Here is a 14,188-nt window from a genome sequence, read left to right as displayed (position 1 = left end):
TGGGGGATGGGGAGGCGCGGACGGCGCTAAGATCGTCGGCGTTCCGCTCGTGAACCTCCTGAGTCCGCCGTGACGGCCATCCGCCCGCCCGAGTTCGCTCCCCGCCTGGAGTACGCCGCGCTCCTCCTCGCGGCCGACCGGTTCGTCCTGGCCGACACGTTCCCGTTTTCGCGCCAGGGCGGCCACAACCGGACGCGGATCCGGACGGGCCAGGGCCGCCAGTGGCTGACGGTCCCGCGCCGCCACGCCGGCCTCGGCCAACCGCTCGCCGAGGTCGAGGTCGTCGACGACGGCTGGCGGCGGCGCTACGCCCACGCGCTCCGCGCGGCGTACGGGCTCGCGCCGTTTTACGAGCACGTCGCGCCGGAGTGGGAGGCGGTCCTCGCCACGCCCGGCTCGCTGGCGGACGTCGCCGCGGCCTCCGTCGCCTTCACGGCCCGGTGGCTCAAGGCGCCGGTCGAGATCGGCCGCGCCTCCGAGCTACCGAACGCGCCCGACTCTCTCCGCGGCGTCGCCGAGGCGGCCGAGGTCGACACGCTGCTGACGCTGCCGGAGTCGGCCGAGTCGGACCGCCAGTCCGTGCCGGCGGGCGTCCGCGTCCGCGTGCTCCGGTTCGAGGAGCGGGAGCGGCGGCAGACGCACGACGGGTTCGTCGCCGGCCTCGGCGTGCTGGACCTCGTCATGAACCACGGCCCGCGTTCGGGTGACGTGCTGCGGGAGAGCATCCGCGGGGTCGGAGACGTGCGGGCGTAGGGGCCCCCTGTGCGTCCACGAGACACCCTGAGGAGGGGTGGCTCCGCGAAGGACCGGGCGGCTCTCAGGCCACACGATCGTCGTCGGGCTCCTGGGCCTCGACGGCTCCGCCCGCCAGCCGGTCCAGCAAGAAGACGTGGTCGCGGACGACGGCCTTCAAAAACGCCTCGGGCGGCATCCGCACCGGCTCCAGCCCGAGGCGGCGCTCGACGGCGGCCTTCGCGCGGCGGGCGAGGGCGACGGCCCGCGCGTCGCGCGACGACAGCCGGAGCCGGACGAGCACGGCCCGGAGCGTCCGCACGTCGGCGTCGCTGAGGCGCTCGGCCTCGGGGAACTCGACGACGTGGCCCTCGGGCGCCCGGGGGTAGAGCACCTCCTCCAGTCGCACGCGGCGGCGGCGGACGACCGTCGTCCCGGCCGCGAGGTCGCCGAGGCGCTGCGACTTCTGCGTCAGCGCGACCGTCGCCACGGCCACGACGCCGCTCGACGCGGTCACGTCGATGAACCGGAGGAGCCACCGGAGGAGGTACTGCCCGAGCGTCGGCTGCGCGCCGTCGACGCGGGCGACCTGCGTCTTGAGGAGGAGCTTGCCCGGCGTCCGGCCCTCCAGGAGGACCTCGAAGGCGAGGTGGTAGAGGAACGGCGGGAGGACGTAGACCACGACGATCACGGCCGTCCCGGGGTCTACGCCGAGCGCCGCGAGGACGACCGGGACGAGGATCCACCATGCGATCACGATCACGCCGTCGGCGAGCGTGGCGAGGATGCGCTGGCCGAGGCTCGCCGGCTCAAGCGCCAGGGGGACGTTCTGGGCCGTCCGGATGTCGAGCGAGAGGTCCATCCCGGAGGATAGCGCCGGGGCCCACAGACGTTCGCGCCGTCCGCCTCGGGTAGCCGCCCGAGGCGGGCGGAGGCGTCTGAGTCGTCCGTGCTCCGTCCGCGTGTCATCCTGAGCGGAGGGCGTAGCCCGGAGTCAAAGGGTCTCTGGCGAGCATGGCTTCGATGCGCGCTCTCGGCGTCAGCTTGAGATCCAGTCGCACCAGAGATCCTTCGACTCGCTGCGCTCGCTCAGGATGACACAGTAGGGAAGTAGGGCGGCCGATCAACCCTGCCGCGTGTCGTATCGGCGTGGGGCGCGTTCGCTCCCCTGTGTTCGGCAGATCGCCTCACCGACGCAGCCGGTAGACAGCCCAGCGGTCGGTGGCGAACGCGGGAGCGCCGGCGGGCGGCGTCGGCGTGATGGAGCGGTCGACGAGGGCGTAGTCGGCGTCGAACGTCTCCGCGAGGGCGGACCACTCGGCGGGCGTGTGGGCGGCATAGGCCGAGTCGAGGGACGCGCGCCACGCGACGACCGCGTCGAGGCCGCCGCTCCGGGCGGGCAGGTCGGTCGGGGCGACCGTCAGGATCCGCGCGAGCCACCGGTGCATGGCGGCGTCGCGGAACGTCGTCGGCTTGAAGTTGACGGCAGCGGCGCGGCGGGCGTGGACGCGGAACGTCGTCGTGGTGGGGGGGACGAGGACGACGGCGTCGCGGGGCGTGTGCTCGGCGATCCAGCGCTCGGCGGGGTAAACAGCGGCCTCGCGGTGGGCGCGCGGTCCCCACAGGGCGCCGGGGCGGCCGACGTCGAGGACGACAAGGAAAACCGTTATTGCAAGAAGGCCCAAGGAGACGCTCCACCCGAGGGCAGCGCTGTTGAACAGCGCCTCAGCCCGGACCCGCCCACCAGCAGGGAGGACCGCCACGGCCGCGCCCGCCGCCCACGCGAGCAGGATCAGCTTCGCCACGAGCGTCAGGCGGAAGAACTGCATCTTGGCGACCGTCAGGCTCTCGGCGCCCTCCGTCATGGCGACGTAGACGGCCACGAGCGCGGCGATCACGGCCAGCGTCCGCGCCGCGACTCGGATGTGCCGCGGCCGGGGCCCACCGACGACTCCGCCCGCCTCGAGAGACTCCTGGGCCGGGCCGGCTCCCCGCAGGAGCACGCCGAGGCCGACCCCGCCGGCGGCGATCAGCACGGCGAACCGGACGAGCGTGCCGACCGGCTGGGCGGTCCAGAGGTAGTGGTGCGCCTGCCGGAGCCACGCCGTCACGAAGAACGTCGAGAGGCCGTCGTCGGGGACCGGCTCGGCGCCGACCTGGGTGAGGAGCGTCGGGACGAGGATCGGGGAGGCGACGGCGAACACGACGGCGCCGAACGCGACGGCCCGGCGGAGCGCGCCGAGGGGGGCGCCGTCGGCCATCTGCCAGAGGGCGACGAGGCCGAGCATCAGCCCGAGCTGGAGGCCCATGAGGGGTTGGATCCAGGCTGTCACGCCGAGGAGGACGGCGGCGAGCGTCCACCGGTCCTCAAAAAACACGGCGACGGCCCAGAGCGCGGGCGCCCACGCGATCGACTCGGGGGCGTAGGTGGCCGACCACAGCGCGTTGCTCCCAGGCGTCCAGTAGATCGTGGCGATCGCCGCGAGCACGGCGAGCGCGGCGGCGGCGCGGCTCGGGACGAGCGTCGCCACGAGCCGGAACGCGGCCCCACACACGGCGGCCCACGCGAGGGCGCTGAAGCCGAACACGGCGACGGGCGGCGGCACCACGAGGCACGCCGCGCGGAGCGTCCAGAGCCATACGAACCGGACGCTGAACGCCTGCTCCTCGGCGACGAGGAACGGGTCGCGCGGGTACAGCGACGGGTCCAGGAGCCGGAGCAGCTGGGGGATCAGTTCCTCGTGGTCGCCGACGCCGTACGCGTAGCCGACGCGCCAGTAGACGGCCGCCGCCAGCCCCACGACGACGAACAGGGGGGGACCGAGGCGGCGGAGCCGATCGGTCATGCCGGGGTCTCGCGGGGAAGCGCGGCGCGGCGCGGGCGGAGGCGGCCCAGCCGGAACAGCATGAGGTCCCGCAGGATGCCGGCCACGGACGCGGGCTCGGCCATCGTCGACGTGCCCCGGACGCGCGGCGTGAACTCGACGCCGACCCGCTCGATGTAGAGGCCGGAGCGGTGGGCCCACGCCATCAACTCGGCGTCGATGAAGCCCCCGTCGCTCTGGAGGTCCGCCCGCTCGAACGTCTCCCGCCGCATGACCTTCAGCGCGAACCCGACGTCGTCGAGGGGGACGCCGAGGAGCGCGCGGAAGAGGGCGTTGTAGGTGCCCGAGAGGACGCGCCGCCGCAGCGAGTACTGCTCGCGGTTGGTGCGGAGGCCGGCCACGAGGTCGGCGCCAGTCTCGACGAGGCGGGCGTGGGCGCGCCCCAACGCCTCCATGTCGAACGGGAGGTCGGCGTCGGTGTAGGCGACGACAGGGGCGCGGGCCGCGGCGACGCCGCTCCGGAGGGCCACGCCCTTCCCGCGGTTCTCGGCGTGGTGGACGACGCGAACGTGCGGGTCGGCCAGGGCGATCCGGTCGGCCAGGGCGCCGGTCCCGTCGTCCGAGCCGTCGTCCACGATCACAAGCTCCCAGGCGGGGTCGATGTCCTGGAGCGGTCCGCGAGCCTGGGCGACGGCGTCCTCAAGGTTCTCGACCTCGTTGAAGGCGGGGAGGACGAGGGAGACGGCGGGCGGCATGCCGGAAGATCCGACCGCGCGCGCCCGGGCGCCGGTCAAGACCACGCGACTCTGCCCGGGGTGCCGCCGAGGCAGGCGACCTCGGTACGATCGGCGGTCAGGTCGTCGGCTCTACATTGCTGGAGTTCGCCTTCGCGGGTTCGTATGTGTGTCGAGCAGACCCTCCGTCCCGGCAAGCATGGCACGCGCCACCTCGTGGACCGCTTCGGCGACCCCTTCGTGTGCGTCCACTACCGCGCCGACGGTGGGACGGGTCATGGACGACCGCGAGTGACGCCCCTGGCCGGACACGGTGGTCGTCGGCCCCGTGGTGCAAGGGAGGCGGACATGGCGCGGCGGGTCAAGTGGGCCGGCGGCACCTGGGACGGACGGTGGAAGGCGGGGCGGTTGTGTGCGGGTGCCGTTCGACGTCTCGGTCTACTGGACCGAATGGCTCAGCTCGGCAGTCACCGGATGCAGAGAGGGCCGCCAAACTCGGCGATGACTAGGCGTCACGGCATAATTCAGTATATGTCAATCTCCAAATAACATACTGTGAATGAAATGCGTAAATATTTTCTAATAATAATTCTTGCTTCGGGATGTTTTTGTTTGGCGCGCCAAGCTAGTGCGGCAATAGATGGGTTGCGTAATCGTGGCAGTATAACAGTACTGGTTGATGCGTTTGGGTCGAGCGCAGACTTGCATCAAGACTGGGGCTATTCAGCCCTGATCGAGTACGGAGGGAAGAGGATTCTTTTTGACACCGGCAACGACTCGGCCGGTTTCGAGAGGAACGTCCGGCAGCTAGGAGTGGAACTGGGTCGCCTGGATGCGGTGGTAGTCTCGCATCGTCACGGCGATCATACGTCCGGGCTTCGCTACCTACTAGCCGTAAATCCCACGGTCAAGGTTTACGTGCCGGACGATGAGGCGTTTGGAGGACCCACTCCATCCATCTTCTTCAGGCAACCTGATTCGTCGCTTCCTACGGAGATGCGCTACTTCAACGGCGTATTGCCTGGGTTGATCCCCCATGGGAGCGCGTGGGCTGGAGCGAACTTTGTCCACGTCTCGGACAGTACAGAGATAGCGCCAGGCTTCTGGTTGGTTAGGAATGTTTCCAATACTCATCAATTTGGCGAGACGTCAGAGCTGTCACTGGTTGTCGACACCGAAAATGGCCAGGTAGTGCTAGTCGGATGTTCTCATCCAGGAATTGAACAAATTATTGCCTCGGTGAAAAGGCACAGTCCGGATATATCGATGATTGTCGGGGGGCTGCATCTCGTTACCACACCGCAGCGAGAAATTGAACGGCTCGCCGTGTCGCTCCGTGAGACGTGGAAGATCGGCCGCATTGCGCCAGGCCACTGTACTGGAGAGCTTGCATTTGCAGTACTCAGACGTGTATTTGGCCTCGGTTATGTGTATGCAGGTGTGGGGTCGGTGATCGATTTGCCCTGATCTTTGCCTTTGCCTCGTATTCGGGCAGCTGTAGTCCTTGGCAATGGGCTACCACTGCGCCCGAGAAGGCGCCACCTGGCGCGCGGCACAACTCAGTTGTTGGGCTGCTCTCCCCTAAACCCCGGACGGCCGGCAATACAATGAACCAGCTTGCACGCCTTTTCGCCGCGTTGGTGCTAAGCCCCCTCTTTGGGGTCTCCCTCTCAAGCGCTTCTTGCGCGCAAGGAGCCCCCGGTGGGGCCGCAGAGGAAACGATCGTTCGGGCCCTCGACGAGGAGGAGCGCCAAGCCGTCCTGGCCGGGGACACCGCCGCGTTGGAGGGGTTGTGGTCGGAGGCCCTCATCGTCAACAACCCGCAGAGCCGCGTCTCCGTCAGCCGGGGAGACGTACTCGATCTGGTGAAGCGCGGGCTGATCCGGTACGCCACTTTCGAGCGGCGGGTCGAGGAGGTCCGTCGGAACGGGGACGTGGTCGTCGTCATGGGCACCGAGTCGGTCGTACCGGCCGGTGACGCCCCCCTGGCGGGACAGACGGTGCAGCGGCGGTTCACGAACGTCTGGATGAAGGAGGAAGGGACGTGGCGGATGATCGCCCGTCACGCGAACGTCGTACCGTCGAACTGAGAGCCGAGGCGACCGATCCCGCGCTTGCAGGCCGCCCCGGCGCGTCAGCGTTCGGTCTTCTACGGTCGTCGGCGCGTCCTCCGCGCCGTCCGGCCGCCGTGCCGCGTGTGGCGGCTGAATCGCCACTCAGTGGGCGGCGCGTCCTGTCCATGAGGGTTCGCCTCGCGTGGACGACTCCACCAGCCTCGGGCGTCGTGTCGGGAGGACTGACGGCTCCAGGCAAACCCGACACTCCCCCGAGGCCGATGGAGGGCAGGGGCCCGCCATCATCAGCGACCTCCTGATCGCCCCGTTTCGCACCGTCGCGTGCCCCGGAGTGAAGGGTGCGGCTGTGCCATGGAACGCGGGTACCCCCCTCGTCTTCATGAGACGATCCCCTTCACTCGTCGGCCTCGCGGTGTTCGGGGGCATGCTGACGACACCCGCCGCGCAGGAGGTCACGACGCGCCAGCCCGTGCCGTACGACGGAGGGGGCGATACGACGGCCTGTCCCTTTTCGCGGACGCTCCCGGGCTCGAATGGGTCTTCCTCAAGCGGGCTCTCCACTCCAACGCGGCCATCGGGTACCACGAGCAGGGCCACGATGAGATCTGCTACGTCCTGAGCGGCACTGGCGAGCTGACGATGAACGGATCGACGTCCATGGTGGGCCCCGGGATGGCGATCCTCACGCGGACCGGGAGCTCACATGGCTTCCGACAGATCGGCGAGGAGGACCTGGTGAGCCTCATCGTCTACAGGCAGGAGGGGCTCTAAGTCTACCGTGGAGGCCGCGCCGTCCGGTCTGGGTCTCCCGTCCGCGGCGTCCTGAGGGCTTCGCATCGGCTCCGCAACGGACGTCCCCGAGTGGCCCGATGCCTCCGCCTCGGTCGATGGCTCGGTGGGTCCGGTCCGTCGTCGGGGCCGCGCAGTCGGAGGGCGTTCCTGGACGCGCAGGAGGTCAGACGGGATGCGTGGGGTCGACAAGTGATCAGATGTATTCTGCGGTCCCCCGCCGGCCGACCCCACTCCGCAGATCCGACCATGACCGCCCGCCTCGCCCTGGTAGCGCTCCTAGGAAGCGCGCTCCTCGCCACCGCCGCCGTCGCCCAGGACGTCCCGCTCGTCTACGACGTCGAGCACACGGGCGCGAACTGCCCGCCCCCGCCGCTCCCCGGCTGGCAGCAGCTCCCCGAGATCGCCAGTCTTCCGGACCCGTTCGAGTGGTCCGACGGGAGCGGCCGGATCACGGCCTTCTCGGACTGGCAGTGCCGGCGGGCCGAGATCCTGAAAGAGATCGGGTACTACGAGGCCGGCTACAAGCCGGCGCCGCCGAGCGATGAGAACCTCGACGTGAGCTACGCCGGCGGTCAGCTCACGATCACCGTCACTGAAGGGACCCGGTCGCTGACGATGACGGCGCCAGTCAACGTGCCGTCTGGCGACGGGCCGTTCCCGGCCGTCATCGGCGTGGCCGGTCCGACGGGGAGCCTCCCGTCCGACATCTTCACCGGCCGGGACGTCGCGACCGTCCAGTTCAACGTCGGCGACATCTCGGGCGACACGCACGGCGGGAGCCGAAGCGGGCCGTACTACGGCCTGTACCCGGAGGGGAACTCGTACGGCGCCAGCGTCGGCAAGATGACGGCGTGGGCGTGGGGCATCAGCCGGATCATCGACGCCATCGAGCGGACGCCAGAGCTCAACATCGACCCGTCGCACCTCGCGGTGACGGGGTGCTCGTTCGCCGGAAAGATCGCCCTCTTCACGGGGGCGCAGGACGAGCGGATCGCCCTGACGATCGCCCAGGAGCCGGGTGGGGGCGGCGCCGCGGCGTGGCGCGTTTCGGCCGCCCTGCCCTACGAGGTCGAGAGCCTCAACCGGACGAATGGGTCGTGGTTCAGCCGGACGTTCATCACGCTCTTCGGCGGCCAGCCCGAGACGCTCCCCTACGACCACCACGAACTGATGGCGCTGGTGGCGCCCCGCGCGCTCCTCGTCCTCAACAACCCGAGCATCGACTGGCTCGCGGCCGAGTCGGCGGACGTGTCGAACGCGGCCGCGAAGGAGGTCTGGACCGGGCTCGGCGTCCCGGACCGGTTCGGGTACTCGATCGTCGGGGGCAGCCACTGCCAGCTCCCGGCCAGCCAGCGGCCGCAGGTCGAGGCGTTCGTCGACAAGTTCCTCCTCGGCGACACCGAGGCGGACACCGACGTCGCGACCACGCCCTACGAGGCCGACCTCTCGGAGTGGATCCCATGGACCACGCCGGAGCTCGCGATGAACGTGTCGACGGGCGACGGCCCCGAGGCGGACACGGCCAGCCTGCGCCCGAACCGCCCGAACCCATTCGGCGGCGGGACGGCGATCGACTACGTGGTCCGCGAGCCCGGCCCCGTGACGCTCGAGGTGTTCGACACGCTGGGCCGGCGCGTCCGCACGCTCGTCCACGGCGTCCGTGCGAGCGGCGAGCACACCGCGACGTGGGCTGGACAGGATGACGCCGGCCAGGCCCTCCCGGCCGGCCTCTACGTCTACCGCCTCCGCATCGACGGCGTGGACGAGGCCCGGACGATGGTCCGCTTCTAGGGCGTCCGCCTCCATATGACGCCCGAGGCGGAGGGGGCTGGCTCCGCCCGCCTCGGTCAGCCCGCGGGCGTGAGCGTGAGCGTCCACTCCGTCGGGCCCGGCAGGAAGGGGCTCGGGCGGCCCTCGACCCAGTCGTCGTGGCCGGCGCCCCAGTAGGGGGACAGGAAGTGGCCGGCCTGGCCGCCGGGCATCTGGAAGATCCCGCGGTCCTCGTGGCCCGGCGACACGACCATCCGCTGCGACGCGCCGAAGTCGGGGCCCGAGACGCGCGGCATGCGCTGGTCGCCGAACTGGGGGACGGCCGGCATAACGAGCCGGTCGCCGAGGCCGGGGAGGGCGGAGGCCATCGGGTGCTCCATCCGGAGCGTGTTCGCCGCGCCCCACGACGCCTGTGAGAGCACGTCGTGCTGGTCGGCCACGTCGTCGGCCGCGTCTTCGAGGAGGGCCTGCCAGCTCGCGTGGCCGGAGGGGAGGAGGTGGGTCGGGCGCTCCGTGACGAGGGCCCACACCGGCGTCTCGTCGCGCGCCGGGAGGTCGGCGCGCGGAGCGCGGGCGCGGACGGGCGCCATCAGCGGGGGGAGCACGCGCTCGACCACGGCCTCGCGGAACTCCTTCGTCAGCCGGTACCCGACGTCGCCGGGCGCGGCGCGCCCGCTCCAGGCGTCGAGGAGGACGCGGAGCGAGTCGCGGTCCGTCGTCGGCTCGGCCTCGGCGAGCGTCTGGAGGAAGAGGTCGCGCCAGCGGCCCATCAGCACGGCGCGGTCGTCGAGCTGGATGCCGAGGAGGTCCTGTTCCGAGATCGGCGGCGTGAGGGCGCGGAGGCCGTCGCGGATCTGGCGGGCGCGGGCGCCGTGGGCGTAGTTGTCGTCGCCGATGACCGCGAGGGCCTCGCCCGAGACGACGCGGGCGTTGGCCGTCCACAGCCGGCCGTCTTCCGGGTCGGTGACGCGGGGCACGTCGCTCGGCGGGAGGAAGCCGGCCCACCGTGCGTTTGGGTCGGTCGAGTCGACCGGCCGCCGGCCGTCGCGGCCGGCGCGGAGCGGGATCTGCCCCGCAATCGTCCACCCGATCCGCCCGGCCCGGTCGCCGGCGGTGAAGTTCTGCGCCGGGATGCCCGAGCGGTTGGCCGCGTCGAGCGCGTCGTCGAGCGTCGTCGCCGTCTCGACGTCGAGGAGCGCGAGGTTCGTGGCCTCGGGCCGGTGGACCGACCACTGCACGGCGTAGGCCGTCCCGTCGGCGTCGCGCGCCGTGACCGGGCCCCAGGGCGTGTCGACCACGACCAGTTGGCGGACGTCCCCGCCCACAGCCACGTCGATCCGTAGCGTGTCGACGGCGACGCTCCCGGAGTCGGTGAGCACGTGGCCGGGCCGGTCTGGGGCGTCCACGAGGCGGACGTAGTCGATAAAGTCGCCGTACGAGTTGGTGAAGCCCCAGGCCACGTCGCCGTTGCTCCCGACCACCACGAGCGGTGCGCCGGGCAGGGTCACGCCCGTCACGCGGCGCCCGCCGTAGACCAGCGACGCACGGAACCAGATGTGGGGGAGCCGGAGCCCGAGGTGCATGTCGTCGGCGACGATGGCGCTACCGGTCTCGCTGAGGTCCCCCGCGACGGCCCAGTTGTTCGAGCCCGGCGTCGGCGGGTCGGCGACCGCGCCCGCCTCGGCGCCGAGGCGGAAGCCCTCGAGCTGGTCCGGGGCGGGGATTGGAGGCGGGGCGATCGCGTCGCCCTGGATGGGCGCGTCCCAGTCGTCGCCGCGGGGCGTGAGGAAGTCGGCGAGGGCCTCGGGGAGCGCGGCGGCGACGGCCTCCCGCTCGAGCTCGACCCCGAACCCGCCGTCGAACTGAAGGTCGAGGACCATGGCGTAGGCAGCGAGGATCGAGTCCTCCGGCCGCCACGGTGCCGGCTCCTGGCGGAGGGCGAGGTATTCGAACGGCCGCGCGTCGAGGGCCTCCCGCCCGGCGTTGACGCCGTCGACGTAGGCGTCGAGGACGGCCCGCTGGTCGGGGGGCAGCGCGGCGACGCTTGCGAGGGCCCGCTCGCGGAAGCGGTGGCCGGCGAGCGTCGAGTCGGTCCGCCACGTGGCCTCGCCGAGGAGCGCCGAGAGCTCGCCGGCGGGCGCCCGCCGGAGGAGGTCCATCTGGAAGTACCGCTCTTGCGCGTGGACGTAGCCCAGCGCGCGGGCCGCGTCGGGCCGGGTCGCGGCCGTGATCGTCGGCACGCCGGCCGCGTCGCGCTCGACGGTCACGGGCGCCGACAGGCCGGCGAGGGCGTGCTCGCCGTCGAGGTGGGGCAGGCTGCCGCGCAGCGCGCCCCACACGCCGACGGCGCCGAGGAGGGCGAGCAGCACGACGGCGGCGAGCAGGATGGCGAGGAGGCGCTTCATGGGTGCGGGTCCGTCAGGGGGGACCGGATGGTACAAACGGGCGTACACCGAGCCCATCCGCCCCACGCCCCTCATGCCTAGCCGCAACGTGTACCACGTCGTCCCCCGCGAGGAGCGGTGGGGCGTTCGCCTCGAAGGATCGCCGTCGCTCTCGTTCGAGACCGACGACCGAGACGCCGCCGTCGACCGCGCCGCCGGCTACGTCCGCCAGCTCGGCGCCGGCCGCGTCGTCGTCCACGGCGACTCGGGGCAGATCGAGACGGTCCACACGTTCGACCAACTCCCGCCCGAGCACGGGTCGTGGCGCGAGGCCGTGCTCTCGAAGCCGGTCTATGCAGCTGTCGGTGCCATCGCGCTCGTGGCCTTCGGCTACGGCCTCAGCCGACGGCTGACCTAGCGACCCCGCCCGCCTCGGCGAGGGGTGGGAAGCGGGCGCGAGGTCTCTGGACAGGTCCCCTCCTCGCGTGAGGAGGGCTGCCCGTCGAGCCGCCCGTCGAGCCGCCCGAGGCGGACCTAGTCGTCGGAGAACTTCGGCATCTGCCGCACCCGCTCCGTCTCCTGCTCGCGGACCTGCTCTTGCACGGCCTCGTTCTCCCAGCCGCGCGTGATGAGGACCGTCGCCAGGACCGACAGGCCGAGCATGAGGCCGACGAGGACGGCGACGAACGTGCGAGTCTGCGTGCGGGAGAGCGGCATGATTGGCGCGGAGCGGTCCCCAAAGAAACCGCCCGCGCAGATCCGTGATCCGCGAAGCCTCTGTGGCGACGCTACCCCGCGGCCCCGCTCGCCTCGGCGCCCCACTGGCGGACGAGCGCGTGAGTGTAGGCCAGCGTCCGCTCGAGGTTCTGGACCGTGTTCCACTCGAACCGGCTGTGGAAGTCGTGGCCGCCCGTGAACACGTTGGGGCAGGGGAGGCCCTTCTCAGAGAGCCGCGCCCCGTCGGTCCCGCCCCGGACGGCCTCGAACTCGGGCTCGAATCCCATCGCCCGCGCGGCCTCGACGGCGACGGAGATCGCCCGTGGGTCGACGGCCTCGATGTACGAGCGCATGTTGCGGTAGCTCTCGGTGATCGTGAGGTCCGTGCCCGCGCCTGGGAACCGCTCGCCGATCTCGGTGGCCAACCGGCGGACGCGCTCGCGCTTGGCGTCCATCGCCGCGTCGTCGTGGTCGCGGAGGAGGACCTTGACCGTCGCCCGCTCGGTCGTGGCGTCGACCGTGTGCGGGTGGAGGTAGCCCTCGCGGTCGCCCGTCGTCTCGGGCGCGGGGTCGCCGGCCAGGCCCTCGACGAACGCGGCGGCGACGCGCGCGGCGTTGACCATGACGCCCTTCGCGTAGCCCGGATGGACACCCACGCCGTCGACCGTGAACACGGCCTCGGCCGCGTTGAACGTCTCGACGCTGAGCACGTCGGTCCCGCTCCCATCGAGCGTGTAGGCCACGTCGGCGCCGAGGCGGGCGAGGTCCAGCTTGTCGGTCCCCTTGCCGATCTCCTCGTCGGGCGTGAAAAGGATCCGGAGCGTGGGGCGGGCCGCGGGCCGCTCGCCGATCGTGACGGCGTCCTCGTCGGCGCGTACGAGGTCCTCTACCAGTTGCATGATCGCGGCGACGCCCGCCTTGTCGTCGGAGCCGAGGAGCGTCGTCCCGTCGCTCGTGACCAGGTCGTGGCCGACGTGGCGGGCGAGAGCCGGCTGGCGGTCGGCGTCGAGCCGGAGGTCGGGCGCGGCGGGGAAGGTCACGGGGCCGCCGTCGTAGTCGGGGTGGATCTGGGGGCGGACGTTCTCCCCCGGCGCGTCCGGCGACGTGTCGACGTGGGCGACGAGGGCGACGACGGGCAGGGCCTCCGCCTCGGCAGGAGGCAGGGGAGAGGGCAACGTGGCGAAGACGTAGCCCCACGCGTCCATCTCGGCGTCGAGGCCGAGCGCCGTCAGCTCCTCGACCAAGAGCCGACTGAGATCTTTCTGGCGCTCCGTCGAGGGGAACGTGTCGGAGGCGGGGTCGGAGGTCGTGTAGACCTCGGCGTAGCGGCAGAACCGCGCGGCGACGGACGGGAGCACGACGTCGCGCCAGGGGAGGGGGGAGGACATGACGGATCGAGAAGGGGAGGTCGAGGATAGAACGATCTGTGGGCCGTCGGTCGAGCGGGGCCGGCGGCGGCGGCTCCTCGCCGGACGTCTCATCGTTTCTCCATCGACCCGGGGAGCGGCTAGATTTGTCCCCCCCACCCGATTCCGTGCCCGACCCCGCCACCGCTCCTGCCCGCCGCGCCGAGACCGACGCCGATCTCCGGCGCGTCATCCTCGACCACGCCAGACACCTCCTCGTCGCCGACGGCTACGAGGCGCTCTCGATGCGAAAGATCGCGGGGTCCGTCGGGTGCAGCGCGACGAGCATCTACCTCCATTTCGAGAACAAGGACGCGCTCACGCACGCACTCATCTCGGAGGGCATGGACCGGCTCCACGACGCGCTCACGGACGCGGCCGACGAGTCCGTCGACCCGCCGGACCGGCTCGACGCCCTCTCCCGGGCCTACGTCCGATTCGGGCTCGACAACCCGGAATACTACGAGGTCATGTTCCAGCTCCACCCGGAGCGGATGGCCCGGTACCCGGCCGAGGACTACCGCCGTGCCCGCCGAAACGTCGAGCTGTTCGGCGAGACCATCGAGGCCGGCATCGCCGACGGGTCGCTCGCGGCGCCGAGCCCGCCCGACGTGGCCTCGGCCGTGCTCTGGACCGCGCTCCACGGCCTCGTCTCGCTCCACCTCGCGCGTCGCGTCGACGTTCGCCTCGCCGGCGACGACCTCGTCGACGCGGCCGTCCGTCAGTCGCTCGCGCCGTTCGCCGTCGGCTGAT

General features: G+C 71.4%; 13 protein-coding genes. 7 read left to right on the top strand and 6 right to left on the bottom strand.

Annotation, left to right across the window (positions count from 1 at the left end; translation table 11 throughout):
• Positions 1–69: 69 nt before the first annotated feature.
• The gene (locus BSZ37_RS15540; protein ID WP_095511432.1) at positions 70–753 is read left to right on the top strand and encodes a WbqC family protein; all 684 of its coding nucleotides are present in this window, start codon (positions 70–72) and stop codon (positions 751–753) included.
• 64 nt (positions 754–817) lie between these two features.
• Here BSZ37_RS15540 and BSZ37_RS15535 read toward each other — a convergent pair whose 3' ends face one another.
• From BSZ37_RS15535 to BSZ37_RS15525, 3 genes are all read right to left on the bottom strand, one after another.
• Positions 818–1,594: an RDD family protein gene (locus BSZ37_RS15535; protein WP_095511431.1), complete on the bottom strand. Its 777-nt coding sequence runs from the start codon at positions 1,592–1,594 to the stop codon at positions 818–820.
• Positions 1,595–1,919: 325 nt separating this feature from the next.
• Positions 1,920–3,578: a DUF6798 domain-containing protein gene (locus BSZ37_RS15530; RefSeq protein WP_095511430.1), complete on the bottom strand. Its 1,659-nt coding sequence runs from the start codon at positions 3,576–3,578 to the stop codon at positions 1,920–1,922.
• Positions 3,575–4,312, bottom strand: coding sequence for a glycosyltransferase family 2 protein (locus tag BSZ37_RS15525; RefSeq protein ID WP_095511429.1), 738 nt, complete (start codon positions 4,310–4,312; stop codon positions 3,575–3,577). The genes BSZ37_RS15530 and BSZ37_RS15525 overlap by 4 nt, the downstream gene beginning before the upstream one ends.
• A gap of 681 nt (positions 4,313–4,993) precedes the next feature.
• Between BSZ37_RS15525 and BSZ37_RS15520 the strand changes: the two genes are divergently transcribed.
• From BSZ37_RS15520 to BSZ37_RS15505, 4 genes are all read left to right on the top strand, one after another.
• Complete coding sequence (locus BSZ37_RS15520; protein ID WP_179299680.1) at positions 4,994–5,758, top strand: MBL fold metallo-hydrolase; 765 nt, start codon at positions 4,994–4,996, stop codon at positions 5,756–5,758.
• Between the two features lie 140 nt (positions 5,759–5,898).
• Positions 5,899–6,381 carry a nuclear transport factor 2 family protein gene (locus BSZ37_RS15515; RefSeq protein WP_095511427.1) on the top strand — a complete coding sequence of 161 codons (483 nt, stop codon included), beginning with the start codon at positions 5,899–5,901 and terminating at the stop codon, positions 6,379–6,381.
• Between the two features lie 336 nt (positions 6,382–6,717).
• The gene (locus BSZ37_RS22870) at positions 6,718–7,137 is read left to right on the top strand and encodes a cupin domain-containing protein (protein ID WP_095511426.1); all 420 of its coding nucleotides are present in this window, start codon (positions 6,718–6,720) and stop codon (positions 7,135–7,137) included.
• Between the two features lie 267 nt (positions 7,138–7,404).
• Positions 7,405–8,949, top strand: a complete 1,545-nt coding sequence (locus BSZ37_RS15505; protein ID WP_095511425.1) for a glucuronyl esterase domain-containing protein — start codon at positions 7,405–7,407, stop codon at positions 8,947–8,949.
• Positions 8,950–9,005: 56 nt separating this feature from the next.
• Here BSZ37_RS15505 and BSZ37_RS15500 read toward each other — a convergent pair whose 3' ends face one another.
• Positions 9,006–11,333: a penicillin acylase family protein gene (locus tag BSZ37_RS15500; RefSeq protein ID WP_095511424.1), complete on the bottom strand. Its 2,328-nt coding sequence runs from the start codon at positions 11,331–11,333 to the stop codon at positions 9,006–9,008.
• Positions 11,334–11,406: 73 nt separating this feature from the next.
• Here BSZ37_RS15500 and BSZ37_RS15495 point away from each other — a divergent pair, with 73 nt between their 5' ends.
• Entirely contained in the window at positions 11,407–11,730 is a 324-nt protein-coding gene (locus BSZ37_RS15495) for a DUF2188 domain-containing protein (RefSeq protein WP_179299679.1), read from the top strand.
• 116 nt (positions 11,731–11,846) lie between these two features.
• Here BSZ37_RS15495 and BSZ37_RS15490 read toward each other — a convergent pair whose 3' ends face one another.
• Both BSZ37_RS15490 and pepT read right to left on the bottom strand, forming a co-directional pair.
• Positions 11,847–12,029: a hypothetical protein gene (locus tag BSZ37_RS15490; RefSeq protein ID WP_095511422.1), complete on the bottom strand. Its 183-nt coding sequence runs from the start codon at positions 12,027–12,029 to the stop codon at positions 11,847–11,849.
• Positions 12,030–12,100: 71 nt separating this feature from the next.
• A complete protein-coding gene (gene pepT / locus BSZ37_RS15485) occupies positions 12,101–13,417 on the bottom strand; it encodes a peptidase T (RefSeq protein WP_179299678.1) in 1,317 nt (438 codons plus the stop codon).
• A gap of 146 nt (positions 13,418–13,563) precedes the next feature.
• Here pepT and BSZ37_RS15480 point away from each other — a divergent pair, with 146 nt between their 5' ends.
• Entirely contained in the window at positions 13,564–14,187 is a 624-nt protein-coding gene (locus tag BSZ37_RS15480; RefSeq protein ID WP_218830527.1) for a TetR/AcrR family transcriptional regulator, read from the top strand.
• Position 14,188 lies beyond the last annotated feature (1 nt).

It is taken from the genome of Rubrivirga marina (genome assembly GCF_002283365.1).
GTDB classification, from domain to species: Bacteria; Bacteroidota; Rhodothermia; order Rhodothermales; family Rubricoccaceae; genus Rubrivirga; species Rubrivirga marina.
The sequence above is the reverse complement of the archived record's forward strand: the minus strand, read 5'-3'. Positions and strand labels throughout refer to the sequence as shown.

Bases quoted from the DNA above. Each gene is read 5' to 3' on its own strand.
- BSZ37_RS15535 (WP_095511431.1), bottom strand. From the start codon at position 1,594: ATGGACCTCTCGCTCGACATCCGGACGGCCCAGAACGTCCCCCTGGCG.
- BSZ37_RS15530 (WP_095511430.1), bottom strand. From the start codon at position 3,578: ATGACCGATCGGCTCCGCCGCCTCGGTCCCCCCCTGTTCGTCGTCGTG.
- BSZ37_RS15525 (WP_095511429.1), bottom strand. From the start codon at position 4,312: ATGCCGCCCGCCGTCTCCCTCGTCCTCCCCGCCTTCAACGAGGTCGAG.
- BSZ37_RS15515 (WP_095511427.1), top strand. From the start codon at position 5,899: ATGAACCAGCTTGCACGCCTTTTCGCCGCGTTGGTGCTAAGCCCCCTC.
- BSZ37_RS22870 (WP_095511426.1), top strand. From the start codon at position 6,718: ATGGAACGCGGGTACCCCCCTCGTCTTCATGAGACGATCCCCTTCACT.
- BSZ37_RS15505 (WP_095511425.1), top strand. From the start codon at position 7,405: ATGACCGCCCGCCTCGCCCTGGTAGCGCTCCTAGGAAGCGCGCTCCTC.
- BSZ37_RS15500 (WP_095511424.1), bottom strand. From the start codon at position 11,333: ATGAAGCGCCTCCTCGCCATCCTGCTCGCCGCCGTCGTGCTGCTCGCC.
- BSZ37_RS15495 (WP_179299679.1), top strand. From the start codon at position 11,407: ATGCCTAGCCGCAACGTGTACCACGTCGTCCCCCGCGAGGAGCGGTGG.
- BSZ37_RS15490 (WP_095511422.1), bottom strand. From the start codon at position 12,029: ATGCCGCTCTCCCGCACGCAGACTCGCACGTTCGTCGCCGTCCTCGTC.
- pepT (WP_179299678.1), bottom strand. From the start codon at position 13,417: ATGTCCTCCCCCCTCCCCTGGCGCGACGTCGTGCTCCCGTCCGTCGCC.